The organism is Paenibacillus amylolyticus, assembly GCF_001570725.1.
GTDB lineage: Bacteria > Bacillota > Bacilli > Paenibacillales > Paenibacillaceae > Paenibacillus > Paenibacillus amylolyticus_A.
Map to the genome: position 1 here is coordinate 4,008,940 of NZ_BCNV01000001.1, position 26,990 is coordinate 4,035,929.

The 26,990-nt window shown below is 46.7% G+C and carries 20 protein-coding genes; 2 read left to right on the plus strand and 18 right to left on the minus strand.

Annotated elements, in window-relative coordinates; translation table 11 throughout:
- The 12 genes from PAHA3_RS17740 to PAHA3_RS17790 all read right to left on the minus strand — a co-directional run bounded on the left by PAHA3_RS17740 (position 1) and on the right by PAHA3_RS17790 (position 16,777).
- Positions 1-2,181, minus strand: coding sequence for a HelD family protein (locus tag PAHA3_RS17740; protein WP_062835881.1), 2,181 nt, complete (start codon positions 2,179-2,181; stop codon positions 1-3).
- Positions 2,182-2,406: 225 nt separating this feature from the next.
- The gene (locus PAHA3_RS17745; RefSeq protein ID WP_062835882.1) at positions 2,407-4,185 is read right to left on the minus strand and encodes an ABC transporter ATP-binding protein; all 1,779 of its coding nucleotides are present in this window, start codon (positions 4,183-4,185) and stop codon (positions 2,407-2,409) included.
- Positions 4,186-4,258: 73 nt separating this feature from the next.
- A complete protein-coding gene (locus tag PAHA3_RS17750; protein ID WP_062835883.1) occupies positions 4,259-5,557 on the minus strand; it encodes an NCS2 family permease in 1,299 nt (432 codons plus the stop codon).
- 433 nt (positions 5,558-5,990) lie between these two features.
- Entirely contained in the window at positions 5,991-6,749 is a 759-nt protein-coding gene (locus tag PAHA3_RS17755; RefSeq protein WP_062835884.1) for a tRNA threonylcarbamoyladenosine dehydratase, read from the minus strand.
- An 18-nt stretch (positions 6,750-6,767) separates the two neighbouring features.
- Entirely contained in the window at positions 6,768-8,546 is a 1,779-nt protein-coding gene (aspS, locus tag PAHA3_RS17760; RefSeq protein WP_036616911.1) for an aspartate--tRNA ligase, read from the minus strand.
- Between the two features lie 213 nt (positions 8,547-8,759).
- A complete protein-coding gene (hisS, locus tag PAHA3_RS17765) occupies positions 8,760-10,013 on the minus strand; it encodes a histidine--tRNA ligase (protein WP_017686789.1) in 1,254 nt (417 codons plus the stop codon).
- A 782-nt stretch (positions 10,014-10,795) separates the two neighbouring features.
- On the minus strand, positions 10,796-12,064 hold the full coding sequence (locus PAHA3_RS17770; protein WP_062835885.1) for an SEC-C metal-binding domain-containing protein: 1,269 nt from the start codon (positions 12,062-12,064) through the stop codon (positions 10,796-10,798).
- 549 nt (positions 12,065-12,613) lie between these two features.
- Entirely contained in the window at positions 12,614-13,060 is a 447-nt protein-coding gene (locus PAHA3_RS17775; RefSeq protein ID WP_062835886.1) for a hypothetical protein, read from the minus strand.
- Positions 13,061-13,163: 103 nt separating this feature from the next.
- Positions 13,164-13,670 (minus strand): type 1 glutamine amidotransferase domain-containing protein, encoded by a 507-nt coding sequence (locus tag PAHA3_RS17780; RefSeq protein WP_062835887.1) that lies wholly within the window; start codon positions 13,668-13,670, stop codon positions 13,164-13,166.
- Positions 13,671-13,881: 211 nt separating this feature from the next.
- Positions 13,882-14,049, minus strand: a complete 168-nt coding sequence (locus tag PAHA3_RS30510; RefSeq protein ID WP_167350899.1) for a hypothetical protein — start codon at positions 14,047-14,049, stop codon at positions 13,882-13,884.
- 76 nt (positions 14,050-14,125) lie between these two features.
- Entirely contained in the window at positions 14,126-14,587 is a 462-nt protein-coding gene (dtd, locus tag PAHA3_RS17785) for a D-aminoacyl-tRNA deacylase (RefSeq protein ID WP_062835888.1), read from the minus strand.
- Positions 14,588-14,599: 12 nt separating this feature from the next.
- Positions 14,600-16,777 (minus strand): RelA/SpoT family protein, encoded by a 2,178-nt coding sequence (locus tag PAHA3_RS17790; RefSeq protein WP_062835889.1) that lies wholly within the window; start codon positions 16,775-16,777, stop codon positions 14,600-14,602.
- A gap of 373 nt (positions 16,778-17,150) precedes the next feature.
- Between PAHA3_RS17790 and uraA the strand changes: the two genes are divergently transcribed.
- Positions 17,151-18,467, plus strand: coding sequence for a uracil permease (gene uraA, locus PAHA3_RS17795; protein WP_062835890.1), 1,317 nt, complete (start codon positions 17,151-17,153; stop codon positions 18,465-18,467).
- A 155-nt stretch (positions 18,468-18,622) separates the two neighbouring features.
- Here the strand turns inward: uraA and PAHA3_RS17800 are convergent, their stop codons facing one another.
- The 6 genes from PAHA3_RS17800 to PAHA3_RS17825 form a co-directional block, all read right to left on the minus strand.
- On the minus strand, positions 18,623-19,138 hold the full coding sequence (locus PAHA3_RS17800) for an adenine phosphoribosyltransferase (RefSeq protein WP_047844084.1): 516 nt from the start codon (positions 19,136-19,138) through the stop codon (positions 18,623-18,625).
- Between the two features lie 37 nt (positions 19,139-19,175).
- On the minus strand, positions 19,176-21,584 hold the full coding sequence (gene recJ / locus PAHA3_RS17805; protein WP_062835891.1) for a single-stranded-DNA-specific exonuclease RecJ: 2,409 nt from the start codon (positions 21,582-21,584) through the stop codon (positions 19,176-19,178).
- A gap of 40 nt (positions 21,585-21,624) precedes the next feature.
- Positions 21,625-22,587, minus strand: coding sequence for a cation diffusion facilitator family transporter (locus PAHA3_RS17810; RefSeq protein WP_062835892.1), 963 nt, complete (start codon positions 22,585-22,587; stop codon positions 21,625-21,627).
- A gap of 73 nt (positions 22,588-22,660) precedes the next feature.
- A complete protein-coding gene (gene secF, locus PAHA3_RS17815; protein ID WP_062835893.1) occupies positions 22,661-23,569 on the minus strand; it encodes a protein translocase subunit SecF in 909 nt (302 codons plus the stop codon).
- Positions 23,559-24,809, minus strand: coding sequence for a protein translocase subunit SecD (gene secD / locus PAHA3_RS17820; RefSeq protein ID WP_062835894.1), 1,251 nt, complete (start codon positions 24,807-24,809; stop codon positions 23,559-23,561). The genes secF and secD overlap by 11 nt, the downstream gene beginning before the upstream one ends.
- A 91-nt stretch (positions 24,810-24,900) precedes the next feature.
- Positions 24,901-25,140 (minus strand): post-transcriptional regulator, encoded by a 240-nt coding sequence (locus PAHA3_RS17825; protein WP_036617497.1) that lies wholly within the window; start codon positions 25,138-25,140, stop codon positions 24,901-24,903.
- Positions 25,141-25,367: 227 nt separating this feature from the next.
- On the opposite strand from PAHA3_RS17825, the gene spoVB reads away from it, so the two are divergent.
- Positions 25,368-26,990 (plus strand): stage V sporulation protein B, encoded by a 1,623-nt coding sequence (gene spoVB / locus PAHA3_RS17835; RefSeq protein WP_062835896.1) that lies wholly within the window; start codon positions 25,368-25,370, stop codon positions 26,988-26,990.

Genomic DNA, 26,990 nt, shown 5'->3' on the forward strand with positions numbered 1-26,990 from the left:
TTACCCGAGCTCAGGCCAACCTTGAATGGTTACGGGTTCGCCATCGGAATTATGTGTTGCAGCCGCATAGATCGGCAGTACACCCTCGTGGAACAACCACAATTCGTGCAAGGCCCTTGTACAACCAACGTACAACAGCTTCGCATCACCTGCATTCGGCAAATAATGCTTTTGATCTACGTCTGCCACAATAACGGCATCAAACTCCAACCCTTTGGACAGATAGACAGGTAAAACAGAGTGTCCACCCGTATACTGCTTTTTGCCGCCATCGATCAGGTTCAGATCCCAGCCTGCGCTCTGTAGGTCACGGTGAAGCACCTCTGCTTCATGCAGGGTACGGGTCAGGATAGAGACCGTTCGGTAGTCTTTGACGGTTAACACCTTCAATGCCTGCTCCAGACTTTCCGTCCGACCTTCGCCTCCATAAGCCAACGTCCGAACCGGATCACCACTACGGAAAACAGGAATCGCCGTAATTCCGCTCTTGACGCCACGTTCCAGAATCGTATTGGCATAATCGATAATTTCCATCGTCGAACGATAACTTCGGGTCAATGCAAAGTATGCATTCTGTTCCTCAGGAAACAGAGAACTCATTTCTTCCCACGCATGAACACCACGGTACTCATGAATCCCTTGGGACAAGTCACCCAGTATGGTGAAGGAATGCCCTTTGACGAAACGATCCAATAACGCCACATGGAAAGGTGAAAAGTCCTGCGCTTCATCGATCACAATATGGTCGAATCGCTCCGAACCCTCAATATCATGGACCAGTGTATGAATGTATACCAATGCAGGCAGATCCTCTTCACGTACGATATCCTGTTTCAGATCTGCTGCGGTTTGTTTCATGACTAGTTTTGGAATAAGCCCGCTGAGCGAGGCTGGCACAGAGCCACCCTTTGCAGCTTTGAACAGCTGTTTATATAGCGTAAGCGGCTCATATTGAGGCCATTTTTTGGCATAGGCCTTCTCACGAGTTACTGCTTTCTTCTTGCGTTCTTTGCGCACAGCTTCCGGCATCGGTTTCTTGAGTTCCATCTCAATCCAGCGGTGAACCCGCGCCATGACCCGCTCTTTGCGTTTGGCCAGCGGATAATGCTTGTACTCCTCACCGAACCAGTTCTCAATCTCCGTCTTGCTGAGCACCTTACCATCCCATGGACTGAAGTCCATATCCGGCACAGAATCCTCTTCCATGCCCGACAGCCACTCTCGAATAAGCTCCATGAAGCGGATCGATCCTTTGTAACGTCCAGGTACATCATCATTCAATTCAGGACGTGCATCTGGTGTTTCAAACCAAGTGTTCAATGTATCCGACGTATCCGCCAAAGGCATCTCCAACCCCAGCAGGTTCATCGCCCAGTCCGGGAATGTCCGCTGCTGAATGTCCCCTACTCCGAGTTCCGGGAGCACATCCGAGATGTAATCCAGGAACATATGGTTGGGTGCAAAAATCACCATTTTCTCCGCAGATACCTGCTCCTTGTACTGATACAGCAAAAAGGCAAGCCGATGCAGGGCAACCGTTGTTTTCCCGGATCCGGCTACACCCTGAATGATCAATGCGGTATTTCGCGCCGCACGAATGATCAGATCCTGCTCCGCCTGAATCGTAGATACGATATCACGGAGTTTGTTATCCTTGTTCTCTCCCAAACGATAAACGAGAAATTCATCCGATACTGCTGGCTGGTCGCTGTCACGGTTGTATGTATCCGCCACACGTTCCAATATCCGCTGCCGAATGACAACGTTTCGTTTCAGGTACACCAGACCTTCAATAAGCCCTTCCGGGGCTTCATACGTAGCGGAGGCTTCTCCTCCCGTAAATGAGTAAAACAGGCTGGCGACAGGAGCACGCCAGTCGATGACGAGCGGATGCTCTCCCACCTCTTCGCGGTCTACGCCGATTTTGCCAATATACAGCGGTTTCCGTGCACCACTGCCCTGTTCTTCGAAATCCAAGCGTCCGAAATAGGGTTGCTGCGCGCTCTTGGACAAGGCGGTGCGGCGCTCTTCGCGTCCAACTTCCAGCACTTGTTCTGTGAAGTCGTGGCCGGTGTATACCGGAATATTTTGCAGTCGCTCCAGCTGACTGTCCACTTCCTCCATCGTTCGCTCTAACCTGTACTCTTCTTCTTGATAGGCACTTTGAAAGCTGTCTGACATGTTTCAGTTACCTCCTAAGAATATGTTTTGCTCTGCATCGCCAATCACTTACAACGCAAAAGGATACCCACTATATCATATTGATGTGTAAAAAGCTACAACAAACTGGTGATCTCATAAAAGAAAACCGTTGCTCACGCTCGTACTGAACGAATGAACAACGGTCTTAAGTTGAACTATATTTGAATCTTATCTTTTGAAATAGTAATCAATTGGGTTCTGACTTCAATCTTGTCCTTCCTGTGCCACAAACTGCTTCTGCGCTAATTCACGGTATACCTGATGATTGCTAATTAATTCTGTATGGGTTCCTGTTCCGGTAACATGTCCATGCTCCAGTACAACAATTTGATCGGAATCCACAACTGTGGACAGTCGGTGCGCGATCACGATCGTGGTTCTGCCTTCCATCAGGTTGGACAAAGCCTGTTGTACTTCATACTCCGAGGTACTGTCCAGGCTGGATGTCGCTTCATCCAACATAAGAATATCCGGACTGCGCAGTAAGGCACGAGCAATAGCAATCCGCTGACGTTGGCCCCCGGATAACTTGATTCCCCTCTCACCCACTTCCGTGTCATAACCCTGTGGCAGCTTGTCGATAAAATCGGCAGAATAGGCCATCTCAGCAGCTCGCCTTATCTCATCCATCGTGACCTCACGGTTCAATCCGTACGTGATGTTGTCTTTGATCGTGCCCGCCATAAGCGGACTTTCCTGAGATACATACCCAATCTTGCTGCGCCAGGAGGCCAACGAATAATCCGTTATGGCTTGTCCCCCATATGAAATGTGGCCTGAATCGGGCATATAGAACTGCTCCATCAAAGAAAACAGTGTTGATTTCCCGCTACCGCTTGGGCCGACAATGGCTGTCACTTTTTGTGTAGGTACCGTCAGATTGATACCGTGCAACACTTCTTCACCTGTAACATAGGAAAAATGTACATCATGGAATTCAATCGTCTCATTTCCTTTTGGAGCTACCTTGGTGCTGTCATGTGGCTCTTCCTCATCGGCAAGGATAGCTTGTATGCGCTCTGTTGCACCTACGACTTTTTGCAAACGGGAGTATAACGTCGTGAATTGTCCCATAGGCATAATGACCTGGAACAACAGCAAAATGAACGCAACCAGTTCACCAGGCGACAACAGTCCAGACGCTACGCGCATCCCCCCCACACCCAGAATAACGACCAGCACGGCAGTCATGACAAATGTAAACAAGGGACCGATCAGAGCAAGGATGCGTGCTTCCTGCAAGCCAAAAGCGAACATTTTGCGAATCCGGGAATCCCCTGCTTCCACTTCCTGTTCCTCCGTGCCGTAGGCTTTGACCAAGCGGATCTCGCCAATAACCTGGCTAAGTACGGACGTAAGACCTGCCATCTCATCCTGCTGCTTCTTGGATATCTTGTACATCTTCTTACCTACCGGCAATAGAATCAACAGCGTAAGTGGTACCAGACTCAGAATAATGAGCGACATCACCCAATCCAAATAAAATAGTAATGCCACGCCACCCACAACGGCAACGATGTTCGACACAAAGGAAACCAGATAATCTGCGATCAATGTCATGATCTGGCTTGTATCATTCGTAATCCGACTCATCGTATCGCCTGTCCGATTGCGATCGAAATACGGCATTCGCAGCGACAATACCTTGTTCCATAGCTTGGTACGAAGCGTTGCTACGACGCGTTGTCCGGCGTAATTTAACATATAAATGCTAATGCCCGAGGCAATCGCCTGAATCACAAATGCCCCCAGCAACAATAAAATTACAGATTTGTTCAATGCCGAAGTGGTAAGTCCATCAATCAGACCTTTGGTCATCAATGGTACGATCAGTCCGGCTGTTGTTTGAATCAGGGTTAAGATGAGGGCCAGAATCAGGATCAGCTTTGGCGGATTCGTGGAAGCGATCAGCTTGACGAAATCCTTAAATCCCTTTTTTCCTACCTTCGGTTCATTCTGCCCTGCTTGTTGCTGCTCTTCCATTCCCGTTCCTCCCGTTCTCCATCTGCTCACCAGAGATCATACGTATGAACTTACATGACGTTGCCTTTTGTTATTACAAAACTCCATGCAACACAAAGTTGGCTAAAAAGAGGATGGAGATGCCATACATGACTACAGGTACCTGTTTACCTTGACCTGCGGCCAGCTTCGCTAGAGGATACGCAATAAATCCGAACGCCATACCGTCCACGATGCTATATGTAAATGGAATCATGACCATGATTAGAAATGCTGGGAATGCCTCTGTGAAGTCACCAAAATCCATATCTTTCACACCTTGCACCATCAGGCCACCAATAATGATCAAAATGGGAGCAATCGCACTGTCCGGAATGTAACCGAGCAGCGGGATGAAAAAGAACGTAGCTCCGAATAACACGGCTGTAACGAGCGGAGTCAAACCTGTGCGTCCACCTGCCGCAATTCCGGCTGTAGTCTCGGCTGCAGCAACTGGAGGACTGCTTCCGAATACACCTGCCAGCACGGTACTAATAGATAGGGCACGCAGACTTCCTTTGAATCGCTCTGGACGACCAATCATCTGTGTCTGAGCCGTAATTAATCCGATATTTTCGAACACCACAATCAACAGTAGCAAAAATACCGCGATCCAGAACGCGACATCAGCCAGCTTCATCAAAGACAATTCGCCAAACAAGCCGCCGTATTGACGCAGCGCATTCATCGCTGATACGGATTCACCCGGGTTCACTGCACCAAGTACATAGGCAAGGCCTGTGCCGACCAGAATACTGATGAGAAGTCCACCCTGTACATTTCGTATAAATAAAATCAAGGCAAGCACCAGCGTAACGCAGGCTGTAATAACATTCGGATCATTGAAATGCCCAATCGCGACAAACGTAGTTTGATGTGCGATAACAATTCCACTTTTTTGCAAACCGATAAATGTCAGAAACAAACCAATCCCGACCGTAATGCCATGCTGCAGATTTTTCGGGATCGCTTCGCTGATCATTTTGTATAGTGACGTAAACGCAACAATGGCAAACAGTATACCTGTAACGGTAACAACAGCCAGCGCTTCTTGCCAGCTTAATTTCATGGAATGTACGAGTGTATACGTAAAAAATGCATTAATCCCCATTCCGGGTACAACGATAATTGGTGATTTTCCGCCAAATGCCATGAGCAGACAGCCGGCAATGGACGTCAGCAGGGTTCCAACCATGGCTGCCTGCAAGGGCATTCCGGCATCGGAAAGAATTGTAGCATTGACCATAACGATATAGACCACGGCAAAATAGGAAATGGCTCCCGCCACAACTTCCTTCTTCCACTGGTCTCCTGGCTCCATGCCAAGACTTCTGGTCATCCATCCGTGTTTCATTTCGTTCTATTCCCCTCTCTCTATATAGGCTGAATAACTGAGTATTTACACTCTACCACTACGCGGACAGAACAACCTTCCGATCGCTGTTATCCCCAGATTTTTTGTTTAAATTTTTTAAATGTACGAATCTGGTGATAAAGGCGAACGCTCTGCTTCTTCAGGTTTCTTCTGTCCTCTTCGTTCTTGTGTAAATCTTATTCAGCTTATATGGCCGCAAATTCATTATGTATGTATCATCATTTCGCGCAGCAGTGAATATCATACACGGTTTTGACTTTGAAGTACATGACGTAACTCTGACATTTATCTAGAGATACAGTTCGGCTATCATAGACGATTGACGTCCCGTAGCTTCGTCTTTGGTCGTATGATCTACACAAAAAAGCGCAGATGTCTTATCGACATCCACGCTTCTTCAGTTGGTAGCAAGTTACTGCTGCTTGTTCTCTGCAATCTCTAACAAATCCTTAATCGCAACACTGACCATAATCAGTCCAGCTACCGGAGGCACGAATGCGTTACTCGCAGGTGGCTGTTTGGCCTTGCGAATTTCCGGAGCATTCTCGGGAACGATTTTCTGTGTTACGTCTTCGCGTGGTTTCATCGGCTTTTCAGTCGAGAAGACTACCTTCACGCCTTTTTTAATGCCGTCTTTACGAAGTGTGGTCCGCACAACACGGGCAATCGGGTCCATGGTCGTTTTCGAAATATCCGCAACCTGGAATTTCGTCGGGTCCATTTTATTCGCCGCACCCATGCTGGAGATCATCGGAATTTTACGTTTCAGGCACTCTTTAATGAGATGGATTTTATAGATAATCGTGTCGGATGCATCCAACACATAATCCAGTTCATATTTGAACAATTCCTCGTACGTTTCTTCCGTGTAAAACATATTCAATGCAATCGCATCACATTCCGGATTGATCAGCTTCACACGTTCCACCATCAGGTCCGCTTTTTTCTGTCCCACTGTTGTGGTCAGCGCATGAATCTGGCGGTTAATGTTGGTGATATCCACGACGTCTTTATCAATCAGAATGATGCGCCCAACGCCGCTACGGGCAAGAGCTTCTACAGCAATTCCACCTACGCCGCCAATACCGAGCACAGCGACTGTACTATTCTTCAATGTGTCCAGACCTTCCGGTCCGATCGCAAGTTCTGTTCTTGAAAATTGATGGAGCATTGAGAATCGATGCCTCCTTTATTTCTTTTCCGCTACCGGTTTACGGGCTACACGGATGTGAAGTTGTTCCAATTGTGAGTCATCCACTTCGGAAGGTGCATTCATGAGCAGATCCGTTGCACTTGCCGTTTTCGGGAAGGCAATCGTTTCACGCAGATTCGTGCGGCCTGCCAGCAACATAACGAGACGGTCCAGACCAAAGGCAATACCACCATGTGGTGGAGTTCCGTATTCGAATGCTTCCAACAGATAGCCGAATTTCTCATTCGCTACTTCTGTAGAGAGTCCAAGGGCAGCAAACATTTTCTCCTGAACATCACGTTTGTAGATACGCATCGAACCGCCACCTACTTCATAACCATTGAGAACAAGGTCATAGGCTTGAGCACGGATTGCACCCGGATCAGTGTCGAACAGATGTACATCTTCGTCTTTTGGACGTGTGAACGGATGGTGTTCTGCCACATAACGTTTTGCATCTTCATCATATCCGAGGAGTGGGAAGTCCACAACCCAAGCAAATTTGAATTTGCTGTCATCGATCAGTCCGAGTTGACGGCCGATTTTCAGACGCAATGCGCCAAGAACGTCAGCAACCACTTTTTTGGTGTCTGCGGAGAAGAGCAGCAAGTCGCCATCTTCAGCACCTGTACGTTCTTTGACAGCTTCGATTTCTTCAGGCGTGAAGAACTTCACGATTGGCCCTTTGAACTCGCCGTCTTTCACTTGAATCCAAGCCAGACCTTTCGCACCGTAACGTGCAGCAAATGGTCCAAGATCATCGATCTCTTTACGGCTCCATGTGCCACAGCCTTTAGCGTTCAGCACTTTCACTTCTCCACCTTTTTCGATGACAGAAGCAAATACTTTCACACCACTGTTCGCTACGATATCGTTCATTTCAACCAGTTCCATACCAAAGCGCAGATCTGGTTTGTCTGAACCGTATTTACCCATTGCATCTGCATACGTAATGCGTTGGAAAGGCAGTTCCAGCTCAATCCCTTTCGTTTCACGCAGCAATTTGGCCATCAGTTCTTCCATCATTGGCAGCAGGTCATCCTGTTGCAGGAAGGAAGTCTCGATGTCGACTTGAGTGAATTCAGGTTGACGGTCTGCACGCAGATCCTCATCCCGGAAACAGCGAGCAATCTGATAATAACGCTCAACGCCACCCACCATCAGCAATTGTTTGTAGATTTGTGGGGATTGTGGCAAGGCGAAGAATTCACCTTCATGCACACGGCTTGGTACGAGATAATCACGCGCACCTTCCGGGGAGCTCTTGGTCAGGATCGGTGTTTCCACTTCAACGAACTCTTCTCCGTCCAGGTAGTCACGGAACACTTTGGATGCTTTGGAACGCAGTTTCAATGTTTCGAACATTTCCGGACGACGCAGGTCCAGGTAACGATATTTCAAACGAAGGGATTCATCAACTTCGACACCATCTTCAATGAAGAATGGAGGTGTTTTTGCTGCATTGAGCACTTCGATTTCTGTGATTTGAACTTCAATTTCGCCTGTAGGCAGGTTTTTGTTAACTGTTTCTGCATCACGTTTAACCACTTTACCCGTTACAGCGATAACATACTCGCTACGTACGCGATCTGCGATTTGCAGAGCTTCACCGGAGTAAGCCGGGTTAAAGACAACTTGTACAATCCCGCTGCGATCACGCAGGTCGATGAAGAGTACGCCTCCCAAGTCACGGCGGGTCTGAACCCAACCGTTCAATGTTACTGTTTCACCGATGTGTGCGGGTGTTAATGCGCCGCAATGATGACTTCTTTTCATAACCAAACTCCTCATTATGTGAATTTCCGTTCTGTATGGGCAGTTAGTGCCTGCTCTTCAACAGTCCGGTTACGTGTAGACCATGTATTCGAAAAGGCATATTACCTCTGGCTCGCCAACTTCCGGTTAATTGGAATCGTCGGTGAACCTCAGTAATTTTGCCGGATCAATTGTTTTACTTGAATGTTTAAGACTTAATGTAACACTTTGTGCTTATTTACCTTCCCGAATTGCCGCTACCAGGTCATCGAGCTTCACAGTTTGCTGCTCACCCGTATCCATCGACTTGAGGGCGATCTCACCACGCTCCAGCTCGTCATCACCAAGGATGGCAGTATAGCGGGATTTGAAACGGTCAGCTGATTTCATCTGTGCTTTCATCTTGCGGCCCAGATAATCACGTTCCCCAGACAGTCCAGACTGACGAAGTTTGAACAACAGACGGTTCACTTCACGATCAGCTGCCTCTCCCAGAGCAACAAAGTACACATCCAGTGGAGCCAGCGTAGTAACCTCAATATTTTGGTGCTCCAGTATCAGTTGGATGCGCTCCAGACCAATACCGAAGCCAATACCCGGTTGATCAGGTCCGCCGATATCTCCAACGAGACCATTGTATCGACCACCGCCGCCAACCGTATCAATCGCTCCAATCCCTTGGGCTTTTAATTCAAAAGCAGTCAGCGTGTAATAATCCAAGCCCCGCACCAGACGATTGTTCACAGCATAATCCACACCGAAATCATCCAGGTATGCCTGCAACTTGGCGAAGTGATTCAAAGACTCTTCATCCAGGCTATCCAGTATGGACGGTGCCCCGACGAATTTGTCCTGATCGACTTTGCAGTCAAGTACACGCAGCGGATTACGCTCCATGCGGGACTGACAGTCCTTGCACAAGCTGTCTTTCATCGGTCTGAGGAACCCAAGTAACGTCTCGCGGTATTCTGCGCGGCTGGTCGAGTTACCAACGGAGTTGATCTCCACTTTGACATCCTTTAAGCCAAGTTCTACACACAACTGGTATCCCAGTGCGATTACTTCCGCATCAATTGCTGGGTCCAGCGCACCGATGGCTTCTACACCAAACTGGTGAAACTGACGCTGACGCCCTGCCTGCGGACGCTCATACCGGAACATCGGACCGATATAATAGAGCTTGCTCACATCCGGTTCGCCATAGATTTTGTTCTCTACATACGCACGGACAACACCCGCTGTTCCCTCCGGACGAAGAGTCATGCTGCGATTGCCTTTGTCATCAAAGGTATACATTTCTTTCTCAACGATATCGGTAGTCTCTCCTACACCGCGTACAAATAAAGAAGTCTGTTCGAAGATCGGCGTACGAATCTCGCGGTAATTAAACCGTCGACACAGATCTCGTGCTTTTTCTTCTACGTACTGCCATTTCTCGACAACTCCAGGCAGTAAGTCCTGCGTTCCAGTCGGTTTTTGAAAAGCCATCTTGATCCCTCCAGCATTGATTTTTTTCTCTAAAAGTAAAAAAATTCTACACGTGATCACTGCGCGGGCAGAACAACCTTACAATCGCTGTTATCCCCAGATTTTTTTAATTAATTTTATAATGTTGAAATCCGGTGATAAAGGCGAACGCTTCGCTTTTACAGGTTTTTTCTGCCCTCTCCGTTTTCGTGTATTTCTTTTAAATCAACTTATATAACAAAAAAATCCCTCGCCCTGTCGCTGTTTATACAGCAAACAAAGGGACGAGAGATTGTGTAATATACATTCACCCGTGGTACCACCCACATTCCGGAAACCTGACACTTTAGCCGTTCAGGTGATCTCTGATGATTCAGGTTTGCCCAAGGCATTCTGATCAAGCAGATATTCCGCTCTACGTGTAACGCACGTCCTGCGCAGGCCGGCTACTGGTCAACAGATCATGTCTGCTGTGTTCGCCGTCTGTTCTCGGGGAAGTCATTCGTCCGCTCATCAAGAGAATCCTTACAGCCTGGGGATTCCTCTCTGGTCATGTGGGCACGGAGTACTTGGTCCCGTCATCAAATCAATAATATAGTTCAAGAAACGACCTAAATTGACTATAGTCAACGTATTATTTTCTGATTGTAATGAACCGCAGTGCTAAAGTCAAGGGTTAACACGAAAAGATAGCTCTAAAAAAATTTTGCTCACACGCTGCACGGGATGGGACGTCCAGAAAAATCACGGATAATAGAAGCTGGATTCGTCCAATGAATTCCAACTTCTATCGCTACATAACGCTATTGTTGTAACATCCACTTCAACAGATCCGGCGCGCTCGCCCATAAACGGGAATGCATAATGACATATTCAATCGCTTCGTCGGAGTCACCCATTCGGACAAAGTCAGGGAGGTTATGCGGCAGCCGTTTCAAACCCAACAGGTAATCAGGCACATGTTTGTTCACACCCCGGGCTACACGGTACAGCATTTTGAGCTGGGAGGTGATTCCGTTTTTCTTATACTCCAGAATAATCTTGTCATAGGCAAAGGCAGTTGCAGCGTCACCTTTTTCATACTTCTCGAGCAATTGCTTTGCCTGTTCCAATTGGTTGCTGTACAAATACACAGCAGCGAGCAGGTAACGTGCTCCGGTATTATCTTCCGTATTAAGCTCTAGAATATGCTCCAGGATTTGTGACGCTTCTTTGGCATCTCCACCAAACCAGCAGGATTCGGCATAGCTTTTGCATATCCGAATATAGGGACGAGACTCATGAAGCCCCCAGAAGTCCCCTTTGTTCTCCTCAAAGAAAAGTTCGCCCAGTTCACGTTTGCCAGCAGCGATTCCTTCCTTGAGGTAAGATCGTGCATCATGCTCATTGTCCGATTCCTCAGCCAGAATAAGATACGCATCAGAGCTGTCAGGATACATCTCCAGCGCTGTTTCCGCCAGATGTACTCTACGTTTGGAAGAGCTCACTTCCATCGCCTTAGACAGCAGAGCCTGTGCTTTGTCTTTCGATGTGCCTGGACCGTTCAGCATCAATAACTCGTCCGTTTCGCCGCCCATGCCATATTCTTCGATGTAACTATTCATCTCCTTAACCTTCCGGGAGATCGTGCCTGTCGTTACTTCATATTTATCAGCCAGCTCAGCCTTTGAGACATTGAAGCCGTATTCCTCGGACAGCAAATACTCAATTGCAGCAGAGAACGAGCCTGTCTTCTTCACAGTAGGGCGGGTCTGACGGGAGTAGCCGTTCCATAACACCAGAGCTTCCAAAATTACCTCTGGCTCGTATTGTTTCCTCATGTTCTCAATAGTCTCCAGGGCCAGCTGTTCATGAGCCGGATGCTCCCATTTCAAATCGCTTGCCACCATTTTTTTCAGCTTGGTCAAGGTCAGCTTGCTCTCAGGCTGAATGGAGGCTTCCCGAACCGGTTGCTCCGTTGATATCATCCCCAGTATGGATTCTACTGCAGAGGACTCCTTGTTCAGACAACATTTCTTATATTTTTTCCCACTTCCGCATGGGCATAAATCATTTCTTCCAACCTTACTCAAAACTAATTCCCCCTTAAATCTGTCTCTAGCCGTTCGCATGAGAACTCTGTTGCTTTAGCATTGTAGGTGTTAATTCTCAAACGAGGCATTCTATATAACTTTCAATTTCCATCGATCGGGCAGAAACGGCTGCCTCGCACTTATATAAATAGGGCGGGGCCGTTTCAGCGAGTATATGTTCATCTGGAATATGACGTATCACTCTGGCGATGAATTCCTACAATTCGCTGTAGAATATATAAACCCATCTCTCTATTCTAGCAAAAATTGAATAAAGGGGTAAGCTTTGCCCAAAACATACACATTCTCAGCTCAAAAAAAATAGCCTGCACACGGTGTGCAGGCTCAAAGGATATATAAAAAAAGGGGGTCATGTGTGTTATTATAAGCCCACTATGTTAAAGGCTTATGTAACTAATATTACAGTAATATTACAAAAATGATAGCGCTTTATAATTTTGTTTTTTTAATAACTCATGATTAAAAAGCCCTTGCACATCACTCGACTGTGTGGGTCGAGCAGTGCAAGGGCCAAGAGGTATCTACACGTTAATTCAAATCTTCCACATAGGCATGGTTGGAACGAAGCTTATGAACAATTTCGTCATAATCCTCATCTCTCACTTTGGCAGACAGAACATAATGCAGATCATCATAATCGGCCGAAGACACGTCCGCTGCATTCAGCAAGTCTCCATCCTCATTCACTCTGTCACGAGAATCCCGTTCTGCATCACGGTCCACATTCGCTACCACAGGGATCACATTTTCGCTGGCAGGAACACCTGGGGCTGCACCTACACCCATTGCTCCGTTGGTGCCTACGCCACCTGCTGTATTATAGGGCACCAGTGGCACCATAACACGCGTATCTCTACCTACCGCACTGTCCAGTTGACCTACTTCCAAATGCTCTGTACGAAACGTCTGAAGCGAAGTTCTTGCTCCCTCTGCCTCGTCTTCGGTTCGAAAATACGCCTGAATATGTTTTGTCATGTCAAACCCTCCTTTTTCGGAATGAAATGCAACGTGAAGTTGTAAGCCTCACGATGTAACGTAGTTAAGATACATCCATGTATGTCAGTGGAACTGGGTGAAGTTAAATGACTTTTAGCAGTTCACGTACAAACGCTGGCTCATCTTCAGGCGTGCGGGATGTAATATAGTTTCCATCCACAACAGCCTCATGATCCTTGAACTCTGCCCCTGCGTTTACCATGTCATCCTTAAGTGGCGGATAGGATGTAATCGTGCGACCTTTCAACAGACCGGCACTTGCCAAAATCTGTGGACCATGACAGATTGCTGCAATCGGTTTCTTCGCACTGTTGATCTCGGTGACGAACTTCAAGATGTGCGCATCACTTCGCAAATTCTCAGGGGATGATCCACCAGGAATTACGACTGCATCATAATCTGAAGCGGATGCATCGGAGATCGCTTTATCTGCCGTATAGGAGGCCTTTCCTCCTTTACCTTTAAGGGTTTCACCCGCTTTTAATCCGATAATTTCCACTTCATGTCCAGCTTTTTTTACTTCGTCATACGGAACCTGCATCTCCGAATCTTCAAAGTCATTCGCCAATAAAAAAGCAACTTTACTCATAACGTATGTTCTCCTTTCCGTGTTCGAACTTTCTTTAGAGATCGGGACTTGTAGTACATTGGCACTTCGTTGTGCCTCGTTTTGTTATTACCCTCACCAGAGCAATTTATAACAGCACACAACAAAAAGTCCTGATTCGATAACTACGAACCAGGACTTTTCAGAATCTGTATAATCCAAATTTCGGATGTTTTTATACCTGTGCAGACATTCAAGATCGCGGAAGATAAGTTTGCTTCCCTTTGTCCGAATCCTGAAGTGCCCAGATCGTTGCAACACATTCAGCAGCTGCACGGGCAAGATGCAATGATTCATTCAAGTTTCCAGGGAATACCAAAGGTTCCGTACGAGTACGTGTTTCTTTCGCAGATTGGCGCATAATGGGTTGGATACTCCTTTGATCATGAAATAGTTATCAACGAATTATCCCTCATTATGGCCTGAAGTTTATGAAATTATGCACGTGGTTCCTGACGAACTGGACTTTCAAGCATCAAAGTCACCGGTCCCCAGTTGGTAAATGTTACATCCATCATCGCTCCGAAACGACCCGTTTCAACGTGAATGCCTTTATCGCGTAGTAGCTGATTAAACGTTTCATACAACAGTTCTGCCGCTTCAGGTCGAGCCGCAGCCGCAAAGCTCGGGCGCTTTCCTTTGCGACAATCCCCGTACAGGGTGAACTGGGAAACTGATAATACAGCTCCACCTACATCCAGCAGGCTGAGATTCATCTTCTCCTGATCATCCTCAAAAATCCGTAAACCACTAACTTTATCAGCCAGATACTGGGCATCCTTCTCGGTGTCCTCATGGGTAATGCCCACGAGCAGCATTAATCCAAATTCGATCTTACCTGTCAGCTCGTCTCCCACGGTCACCTGAGCCTCTTTACAACGTTGTACAAGCACCCTCATCTTACAGGCTCCTTACTGCATAATCCGATGCACCGAATAGACATCTTTCACCCGTTTAATCCGTTCTACAACGGATTGCAAATGATCCGTATTACGAATCAGAATTGTGACGTGCACCAATGCTAATTTATTTTTATCTGTCCGTCCTGTAACGGCAGATATATTGGTTTTACTTTCGGATACAGCCTGAAGTACCTCATTGAGCAAGCCATTCCGATCATGGCCTGTAATCTCAATATCCACACTGTAACTCGCTTCAATATTCTCTTCCCACTCGACCTCAATCACGCGTGCTGCTTCTTCTCCGTCTGCACTTGTCGGAATATTCGGACAGTCACTACGGTGTACAGAAACGCCGCGTCCGCGTGTAACGTATCCGATAATGTCATCACCAGGTACAGGATTACAGCATCGTGCGAATCGGACAAGCAGATTATCAATGCCTTTGACACGAATACCGTTGGTTGGTCGATTCCTACGCTCAGGTGCAGGTTTCAGTTCGCGCATCTCGGAATTTAATTCCAGCAAACTGGATTCTTCCTGCTCTTTACGCAGTTTTTCGGTTGCTTTGGTTACAATCTGTGCAGCAGTAATCCCACCGAAGCCAACAGCTGCAAGCATGTCATCAATATCGTTAAACGCATATTTTTTGGCAGCTTCCATCAACTTGTCATCGGTCATCCACGCAGAAGGATCAAGCCCCATGCGTTTCAGTTCGCGCTCACAGCTATCCCGACCTTTTTCAACGTTTTCTTCACGGCGTTCCTTCTTGAACCATTGCTTGATCTTCGCTCGTGCATGAGATGATTTCGCAATTTTTATCCAGTCCTGGCTCGGTCCGTAAGAATGTTTGGACGTCAAAATTTCGATGATATCGCCTGTCTTCAGGTGGTAATCGAGCGGAACAATTCGACCGTTCACTTTGGCACCAATGGTCCGATTACCAACCTCCGTATGGATTCGATAAGCAAAATCCAAAGGAACAGAGCCGATCGGCAGTTCGATAACTTCTCCTTTTGGCGTGAATACAAATACCAGATCCGAGAAGAAATCCATTTTGAGTGATTCTACGAATTCCGAAGCATCCTGTGCTTCGTTTTGAAGTTCAAGAATTTCACGGAAAAACGTAATCTTATCTTCAAAATGATTTCCGTTCGCAGCGCCTTCTTTGTAGGCCCAGTGTGCAGCGATACCAAATTCAGCAGTCCGGTGCATATCCCATGTCCGAATCTGTACTTCTGTTGGTTCACCATTGGGACCGACTACCGTTGTATGCAGCGATTGATACATATTCGCCTTTGGCATCGCAATGTAGTCCTTAAAGCGTCCAGGCATCGGTTTCCATAGCGTGTGTATAATTCCCAGGGTAGCATAACAATCCTTGATATTATCCACAATAATACGAATGGCAAGCAGATCGTAAATTTCATTAAACTGCTTGTTTTTGGTGGTCATTTTCTTGAACACGCTGTAGATATGTTTTGGGCGGCCCGAAAGGTCTGCCTGAATTCCCATCTCATCGAGTTTGTTCGTAATCCCATCCATAACCGTATCAATATATTGCTCACGTTCCGCACGCTTTTTGTGCATCAGGTTTGCAATTCGATAATACTGCTGCGGATTCAAATAACGGAGGGCGATGTCCTCCATTTCCCATTTGATCGCAGAGATACCCAAACGGTTCGCAATCGGACAGAAAATTTCCAGCGTCTCATATGAGATCCGGCGCTGGCTTTCTTCCGACTGAAACTTGAGTGTCCGCATATTATGCAGACGGTCAGCCAATTTAATCACGATGACACGGATGTCCTGCGCCATGGCGATGAACATTTTGCGGTAGTTCTCGTTCTGCTGTTCTTCCTTGGAGCGAAACTGAATACGTTCCAGCTTCGTCAAGCCGTCAACAAGCATGGCACACGTATTGCCGAAATGATTGCGGATCTCTTCAAGTGAGACCGTAGTATCCTCTACTACATCATGAAGAAGCGCTGCTATTATGGAGATGGTGTCCATCTGCATGTTCACAACAATGTCGGCAACCGCAAGCGGATGCAGAATATACGGTTCTCCCGATTTTCGCGTCTGTCCATGGTGGGCCTGATCAGCAAATTCGTAAGCTTCTCGTATGCGCACCAGATCGGGTTCTTTGATATATGCCCCGGCCTTCTCGAGTAATTGCTCTATGCCCATTCTGATCTGTTCCGTGTCCTTTCTATACCAAATGGAACCCGTGACATTGCTGCAACACAGGTTCCCCGTAAAAGTAATTTCCTATAATTATGACGCTTCGCCCGTTTCCCGTCAACTGCTGACGAATAAGAGCGCTTATCCAATTTTTATATTGGTAATCCGCATTACCTATAAGCTGATTCCCCATCACTCACAGGTGATTGCATATATTGCTTAATTCTTATGTATTATTGCCGTTATTTGCTGAAATAGAAGGAAAATTCATGAAAATATAAATTCCATCGCTCTTCTGCGTCAAAAATGTTATTGCTTAATTAAGAGAAACTCTGTAATCTATTGAAAGTTTGTGTTTCGGAAAAGGAGATGAAATTCATTGCAACGCGAAATTCAGGTTAATCAAAAGATGCCACTTGGCTCAGGTTCACTGCTTAGCCTTCAGCATTTGTTCGCCATGTTTGGCAGCACGGTGCTTGTGCCGAACCTGTTTGGTGTCGATCCAAGCATGATCCTGCTGATGAACGGAATTGGGACACTGTTGTACATACTCATGTGTAAAGGTAAGATTCCAGCATATCTCGGATCAAGCTTTGCCTTTATTGCACCTGTCACAATGGTTTTAAAACAACATCCAGAGAATGGCTACTCCATGGCACTTGGAGCTTTTATCATAACAGGACTTGTTTTCTGTCTCGTGGCCCTCATTATTAAATTTGCGGGTACCGGATGGATCAACGTTGTATTCCCACCAGCGGTTATGGGTGCCATCGTTGCTCTGATCGGTCTGGAGCTTGTACCTGTTGCAGCGCAAATGGCCGGATTGATTAATTCTGATCCTGTAGCTAACCCCAACTGGGTTCCTCAGGCCAAACCCATTATTTTATCCATGGCCACGCTAGGTATCACTGTTATTGGAGCCGTAACGTTCCGTGGATTCCCCAAAATCATTCATATTCTTATCGGTATTGTAGTGGGTTATATCCTTGGATATTCTATGGGTCTGGTTGATAAAGCGGCTATTAGAACTGCTGATTTTATCTCTCTTCCTACGGTAACAACGCCTACATTTGACTGGTCCGTTATTTTCACCATTTTACCTGTAGCACTAGTGGTTATCGTTGAACATATTGGACATTTGCTTGTAACGAGCAGCATCGTAGGCAAGGATCTGTCGAAAGACCCTGGGCTCCATCGTTCCCTGCTTGGTAACGGCGTATCCACCATTCTGTCCGGGTTTGTAGGATCAACTCCCAATACAACCTATGGCGAGAACATTGGTGTTATGGCCCTGACTCGCGTATACTCCACATATGTCATTGGTGGCGCAGCAGTCATTGCAATCGTACTCTCCTTCTCAGGAACATTCTCGGCGCTTGTAGCCAACATTCCTGTGCCAGTTATGGGTGGTGTATCCCTGCTCCTGTTCGGGGTTATTGCAGCATCCGGTCTGCGTATTCTGGTTGAACAGAAAGTCGATTTTGCCAAACCGACCAATCTACTGCTTACTACACTTGTATTGGTCATTGGACTGAGTGGTACAGAAGTTACCTTCTACGGCATTCATTTGAAAGGGATGGCACTGGCAACTCTCGTCGGAATCCTGATGAGCTTGTTGTTCAAACTGTTTGAAGTGCTGGGTTGGTTGAATGATGATTCAAAAAAACAGCCTATCACTGAAAAGACGCCCCATTAATTCCAATGTTTAAACATCAAAAGCCTGTTCTTTCCAACCCTAACGGATGGAGAGAACAGGCTTTTTCACAATCATTAATGCTGTATATTATTTCCCGGGAAAAGGGAAAAGCAATTCAGGTTTTAATCACAACACTCCAAGTGGAGATTTTAAACTTAGTAGTTCATCAATGTGAATACATCGATTTTCTCTGGCAATTTAGCACGACCATTCAGATCAGACAGCTCGATCAGGAATGCAGCACCGACAACGTTCCCACCCAATTGTTCAATCAAGTTGATGGAAGTTGCAATCGTTCCACCCGTTGCGAGCAGATCATCTGCGATCAGGACATTTTGACCTTTTTCAATCGCATCTGTATGCATCGCGAGTGTATCCTTGCCATACTCGAGATCATAACCAACTTCAATCGTCTCTCCAGGCAGTTTTCCACTTTTACGAATCGGAGCAAAACCGACACCTAAAGCGTATGCCAGAGGGGCGCCCACAACGAAACCACGTGCTTCAGGTCCAGCAATGACGTCAATTTTGAGATCAGAAACCATCACTTTCAGTTCATTGATCGCCTTGCGGTACATTTCTCCATCTTTCAACAATGTTGTAATGTCCTTAAAGCTGATTCCCGGTTGTGGAAAGTCAGGGATGACACGAATATAATCTTTAAAATCCAAAATAATCTCCTCCTAAAATAAATACACAAACTTCCATCTAAGATACGCCCTTCATCCGGGATATCATCCATTGTGTCAGTTGCGGTGTGGCTGCATCCAGCATCACCTGTTCTATCTCAGCCATGTTTTCGAGCGCCTGATAGTGACGTGAGGCGGTTAGTTCACGCTTAGGTGGATTATCCACAAACGCAATTTTGCCGTTATCACGGGTAATGAAGGACAACTCTTCGAATACATCCAACATCATCGTAATCATGCGCGGCGAACATCCACACTGACGACTGAGCACAGGAGTAATCTCTTGTTCCTCCACGGGTTCAGCTTTCCATTTCAACACCTGCATATAAATACGCTTAAAGAGATCTCTGGAAGGCATCTGAAGGCGATCTCGGCGGTTGCCTGATCCGTGCAGAAGGATGATATTCTCAGCTCCACTGAACAAAGCCAGCATGGCATCAAGTTGTTCCGGGGTTTCCGGCGTATCAAACACAAATAACGTCCGGACCTGTTCCTGTCCATAATGCTGTGCAGCAGCATTACACGGAAATAACCCGACCTTTCTATCATATACCCAAAGGCAAGGTTCATACAATGAATTTCCCTCGGAAACGTCTGTTTCTTTACGAACAATGGCACCCACAGAACCTGATTTGTATCGCAGATGCACCTCAAGTGAGCTCAAGAAATGTTTCATCGCATTCAATGGCTCGACATTACCGCGCAAATCAAATACTTGGACCTGAGGAACATGAATGTCCTGAAGCATCAATTGAGGTTTTCTCATCCCATTCCATTCATTAATGGACAATTCTCCCATCACATCAATAACGGAGCCTGGGAGAAGGAACTCTGCTAACGCTCCTTTACCAAAAGCGACAGTTTCCAGTTGCTGACCATCTTGCTCCAGAACCAGTTTCAGATGGCGTTTCTCTCGTCCCATCGTTCTGGTTTCCTTCACTGTCACACTTCTCAATACAAACCGTGGCGAAGGATTGCTCATCCCGAAAGGCTGCAATCTGTCAATCTCCTGGATCACTTTCAGCGGAACATCACTGATTCTGCATTCATCATCTGCAAGACGCTGAGGTACAAAGTCCTCTTCGGTCAACACGGTTGCAGCAAACTCATTCAAGCCAGCCTCAAGTTCTTCCAGTTGATCCCGATGCAGGGTCATACCTGCTGCAGCAGGATGTCCACCGTAATGGTCCAGGTTGTGTTTATTGACTGTGAGCGCCTCATAGATATCAAGGCCCTCAATGGAGCGCGCAGAGCCCTTACAGACACCGCTCTCTGGATCGATCCCAAGAATAAGTGTAGGTCGGTAATAGCGGTCCAGCAATTTGGAAGCCACAATACCAACCACGCCAACATTCCAGCCCTCACCAGCCAACACGATTACATCGGGAACGGATCCTGAACGAAGCTGTATCTTTTGTTCCAACTGTGCTGTTGCTTCTTGTAATATGCCCTCTACGACTTGCTGACGCTCCCGATTCAATAGATCCAGCTGGCCGGCAAGCGTATGAGCTTCATCCAGATTCTCGGTGGTGAGAAGTGATACTGCTCTGCCGGCGTGATCCAAACGTCCACTGGCATTAATACGCGGTGCCATGGCAAAGGCAATATTAATTGAAGTCACCTGACTCTGATCCACACCACTGATTTCGAGCAATGCACTTACACCGGGAAGACGTGAACCGCGCATGGATTCAATTCCATAACTGACGATAACCCGATTCTCCCCTTCCAAAGGCATCAGATCGGCAACGGTGCCGATAGCGGCTATCTCCATCCATTCACCAGGTACTTCCCCAATCAATGCCTGAACCAGCTTCAAGGCTACTCCCGCTCCTGCCAAACCTTTAAAAGGATATGGACATCCCGGAAGTTTTGGATTGATAAGTGTATAGGCTTCGGGCAAAACTTCAGGCGGCTCGTGGTGGTCTGTCACAATGACTTCGATGCCTAGTGTTGCCGCATAAGCAATCTGTTCAACAGCACTTATTCCGGTGTCCACGGTAATAATCAATGAAACGCCTTGTTGATGGGCCCAATCCAACGCATGGTTATGTAGCCCATACCCTTCATTCGAGCGATGAGGAATATATATATCGTACGAGGCACCAAGGTGACGCATCAAATGGATCATCAGCGATGTGCTGGATACGCCATCAGCGTCATAATCACCGTAGATTAAAATGTGTTCTTCCCGCTCCAAAGCCAGCTTGATTCGAGGCACTGCTTCATTCATGCCGAGTAGCAGATAGGGATCATGCATCTGATTCAGATCAGGATGCAAAAAACGTTCTGCCTCCTTCTCATTGTGCACTCCTCGACTCACAAGCAAACGTCCAACAAGGGGTGAAACGGAAAGCGCCTGCGAGAGTCCCGCAGCCGCCTCCAAATCGATATTCGGTGTATTCCACCGGTATTGCGAATAAAGCAATGATAACGCTCCTTTCCTGATCTACTGGACCCGCGCTTCACTACTGAATTAATGTCGCTTCGTGATCGGGCAGTTCATGATTGGATTTATAAGGATAACCTGGATCATAAGGTATCGCTTGAATCTGTACTTCTTTCACATGACTGAACCGAGTTAGCAATAGTGTCTTGGCCCGATTCGCAATCTCCTGTGCTTCCAGTATTGAGATCCTCGGATTCACACTAATAACCAACTCAATCGTAACGTCATGTTCCTGTTCACGTGCAACCAAATGTTCAATGGTAATGATGCCATACACCCGCTGTACAGTCTCTTTAAAATCGGATGCTTCTTCTTGCTCCAGTTCCTGAACAAGTGAACCATATACCGTGTCCACAATCATTCGGTAACCCTTGTGAAGTACAAAACAGGAAGCAATCAATGCAGCCGTGGGGTCCAGGTAGAGCAGCATGCTCAGACCCGTCTCTTCACCAGCCATCGATCCGATAATGCCGATTAACACGGTGAGAGAGCAATAGAGCGCACGACGATGTTGCTGTGCATAGGCCAGCGCCTGAGACTGGTTTCGTTTACGGAAAAATCTGTACTGAAATTGAAAAATTGCTTCCTTCACAGCCAGAGCCGCAACAGCCACCAAAAGTACTGACTTGCCAGGTGCTTCCGGTTCACTCCCGGAGAGGCTACCCAATGCAGAGATGGCAAGCTGCAATCCACCCATAAGGATCAAAACAGATAACAATACTGAAATTCCCGGCCTGGCAACACGTGAATGTTCTTTGAACCGTTCCCTGCGAGCCTTGCTCTTATGGCATACAGACTTGGAGGGAAAGAGACCAGCCAGGGCAGAACCAGCTTCAGAAGCAGAATACAAGCCGTCAGCGAGCAATGATTTGCTGTTTGCCATATAACCGACTCCCGCTTTGATCACCGCAAGTCCCATATTACCAGCAATACCACTCCATGTGGCGGCGGCCTGAGCTGATGGGATATGTTCTCTGGTCATGAATATTCCCCCTTAATTCTGTACATAAAGTTGCAAAACCGCGCCTGGCAGACGCGGCTTCACAATAAGATGTTTAGTTAGATTCTTTAGCTACTGTTTTTGGCTTATCCACTTGTTTACCTTTGAGCATCAGCCATAGTGGAGCAGCGATATAGATTGAAGAATATGCACCGAACAGTGTTCCGATAACCATCGCAAGCGAGAACATGCGAATGGATTCTCCACCGAATATGAACAAGCAGATTGAAGCTGCAAACACGGTGAACGTTGTATTCAAAGAACGTGTCATTGTTTGAGCCAAACTGCGATTGACTACCTCACGCAAGTCGGCTTTGGTTGTCTTTTTGGCAAAACGCAGATTCTCACGAATCCGGTCAAAGATAACGATCGTATCGTTAATCGAGAACCCGACAATGGTCAATACTGCGGTAATAAAGGTCAGATCCACTTCCAATCGGAAGATGGAGAACACACTTATTACGACAAATGCGTCATGGAAGAGTGCGATAACCGCAGCCAAACCAAAGCGCCACTCGAATCGGATCGCAACATAGATCATGATCCCGATACTCGCAATGAGTACCGCGTAAATCGCGTTGCGTTCCAATTCTTTGGCCATCTCCGGATCAACGGTATTTACTTCATAGGAAGCTGATGGATCCAGTTTGGTGAACTCTTGCTTAAATTTACTTTCTTGATTTTCATCCAGTTCATTCGAGAAACGAACGTTAACCCGGTCCGCCCCAGTCGTAATCTGGACATCACCTTCATTAACACCAAGGTCATTTACGATCGGATTAATCTGCTCCGTTGTAATTGCTTTGGATACGGTGATATCCACATTCGATCCAGCACGGAAATCAACCGCGTAATTCAAACCCAAAGCCAGAATGCTGATGATCCCCGTAATCGTCAGAATAATCGAGAAGATATAGGCAACCTTGCTGCCTTTAATATAATCAAAATTCCAATTAAAGCGCACGAATTTCACTCTCCTTCACTCCGAAGTACTTAGGCTTCTTCAACACGTTACCCCGTACAAGCAGGGTCAACAGGAAGCGGGAGAAGAAAATATTCGTGATAATACTTGTGACAATATCAAAAATCAGCACGAGTGCAAACCCTTTAACCGCACCTGTACCCAAGAAGAACATAACAGCCGCAGCAATAATGGTTGTGATGTTGGAGTCGATGATAGTCCGGAAGGAATGCTTGCTTCCCGCTTTAACGGATGACAAGATCGACTTACCACTGCGCATTTCTTCTTTAATCCGTTCGTACGTGATGATATTGGCATCGACCGCCATACCTATACCCAGGATAAACGCCGCAATACCTGGAAGGGTAAGTACGAATTCTCCCATATAGAAGATGGCAAGTACCAGCCACGTATGTGTGATCAAGGCAAAACTCGCAATAATACCAGGAATGCGATAAAGCCCAATCATGAACACCAGAATAATAACGGAACCAATCAATCCCGCTTTAATGGTCTGATCCAGAGAAAGCTTACCGAGTGTTGCACCAACACTTTGTGAATACTTCTCTGTAAGTTTCAGTGGCAATGCACCCAAGTTAATGGTGTCACGAAGCTGGTTTGCTTCGTCACGTGTGTAGGCGCCCGAAATCTGAGCGGAACCATCTGTCAACTGTTGTCTAACGGTTGGAGCAGAGAGCAACTCATCGTCCAAATAAATCGCGAGAGGTTGTCCGATCAAACGTTTGGTAATCTCGGAAAATTTGGCTTTGTCTTTCACTTGAATGTCAATCATAGGCTCATTCAATTGAGTGAACACAACTTTGGCTGCATTCTCAACAAATTCGTTTCCGCGAAGTTCGATTTTGGTGTATTCGCCTTCCTTGTCATTCTCAGCTTTACTACGGAAGGTCAAAACTGCTGGTTCTTTCATTTTGGCTCTAACTTCAGCCTCGTCCGTAACCCCTGCCAACTTCAATCGAATCCGGTTGCTTCCTTCAGTAGTTACCTCCGGTTCGCTTGTTCCGAGCGCATTGGCGCGGCTTTCAAGACTCTTGGCCGTTTGCACCAAAGATGCTTTGGTGACTTGTTGACCTGCTTCGAGCGGCTCTGCTTCATATAAGATCTCGTAGCCTCCCTTTAAATCAAGGCCCAAGCGTATATTTTTGAGCAGCTCCGGGCTTGTTCCCACCATTACACCTGTGGTGACAAGCACGACCAGAATGAAACTGATAATTCTTTTCATGCCGTTCCTAGATCCCCTTTCGTTCTCAATATTCCTATTATAGCGATGCCGTAAAAAGCAGTCAATTTTCAACAAAAAAGATCCCTTTCGTCTAGAAAGAGGACCCCCGGTATGCAGACACGGTCATAAAGTTCATAAAGCTTGTTGCTTTCAGTGACAAAATGTCGTTCACCAGCTGGTGAAGCGGTGGAATGCCCTGTTTTTCATATTTATGACTGACGCAATTCCAGACATCTTTGCTGGTGACATATTCGTAACCGACAAGCCTTAATTCCTCCGCCTTGCTACGGCAGAGCATCTCTATTGACTGTTCCAACTCCACATCATTCATTTCTTCCAACGGGGAGCCTCCCTTCGTACATCCAAGCCTTTATGCGGCATCAATATTACATCATTCGACTTCGCCTGATCATATTCCTTCTTGCTGATTATGGTTCTTTTTGTTAATCGTGTCCAAGTTGTCATGAGAAGATAAAGGACTGGCATAGGATGAAGAACAACGGCTTTGTCCCGTTTATGTTGATGACCTGTACTTTCAACCGGGAAAGAGGGGTAGTCTTGAAGAAACAGACATTTATCCAAGGGGCCATGATCCTGCTCGCGGCAGGCATAATTAATCGAATACTTGGTTTCATCCCGCGCATTGCGCTGCCACGAGTCATTGGTGCAGAAGGTGTTGGCATCTACCAATTGAGCTATCCCTTTTTTATCGTACTGGTGACATTAATTACGGGTGGTATTCCGCTTGCAGTAGCCAAGCTCGTAGCCGAAGCTGACACTGGTGCCAATCGTTATTCCCCCCAGCGCATCCTGCAAATAAGCTTAAGCTTCACGCTGACGCTGGGTGTAGTTTTCATGTTTTTATGTATCATATTTGCACCATGGGTTACCAAGTACGTGCTCACAGATGAACGGGTGTACCATACGTTCGTTAGTATGAGCCCCATGATTGCCATTATCGCCGTATCTGCCGTCTACAGAGGGTACTTCCAAGGCAAGCAAAATATGATGCCTACTGCCATTTCATCCATTGTTGAAACCATCATTCGTATCGTCTGTGTCATCTGGTTTGCCTGGCTTCTTCTCCCCCACGGTATTGCTCAGGCTGCTGCTGGTGCCATGCTGGGCGCACTTGTTGGAGAATTCGGCGGTATGCTTGTTTTATTGTGGAAGTATAGCAGACAGAAGAAAGAATTACCGCTAGCCACGCAACAAAACATGTCCAATCTTTCAGCCAAGCCTATAACCACAGTTACCCCAGCTATGAAAGATACAGGTAACCCACAGCCCGGATTAATTCGGCGTTTGCTTGCGATTTCTGTTCCGGTTACAGCAGGTAGACTGGTTGGCTCCTTATCCTATCTTGCTGAGACTATTGTTACCGCCCAGAGTCTGGCTCTGGCAGGTATATCTAAGGGACTTGCCACAGCGCAGTATGGTGCACTACAAGGAATGATTATCCCTTTACTACTGCTACCAGGAGCACTAACCTCATCGCTCGCGACATCACTTGTGCCTTCACTATCCGAAGCTTCTGCTCAGGGAGATCGCGCACTGATTCACAAAAGAATGCATCAGGCATTACGCTTGGCACTTGTGACAGGCGCTCCGTTTTCCGTGTTTATGTATGTGCTTGCCGAACCGATGTGTCTTGTTCTGTATAATGATGCATCGATCGGAAGCATGCTGAAGTTAATGGCTCCTTTTGCTTTGTTCATTTATATTCAAGCCCCTCTACAAGCTGCATTGCAAGCCCTTGACCGTCCGGGTAAAGCACTGCTTAATACATTTATCGGTGCTGTCATCAAAATCACGTTGATTTTAATGCTCGCTTCCCGGCCTGAATATGGCATCTTCGGTGCGGTCATCGCCATCTGTGTGAATTCTACTGTGGTGACCCTGTTACATGCCCAAAGCGTGCGTAGTCTGCTACAATTCCGCTTTAAGATCATGGATTGGGTCAAAACGGGGGCCGGCATGTTTATTATGGGAGCAGCCACCCTGCTTGTTTACGAAGAGACTGCCATGATATTGCCTTTCTGGGTCCGGATGCTTCTCGCGCCTTTCGTTGGCCTCATTGTTTATTTCATCGTTATGGGCTGGACCAAGATGATTGACTTCCATGATCTGTCCCGTGCTCCTTTTATAGGTTCATGGTTCAAGCGTCGGTCAGGCAAATGA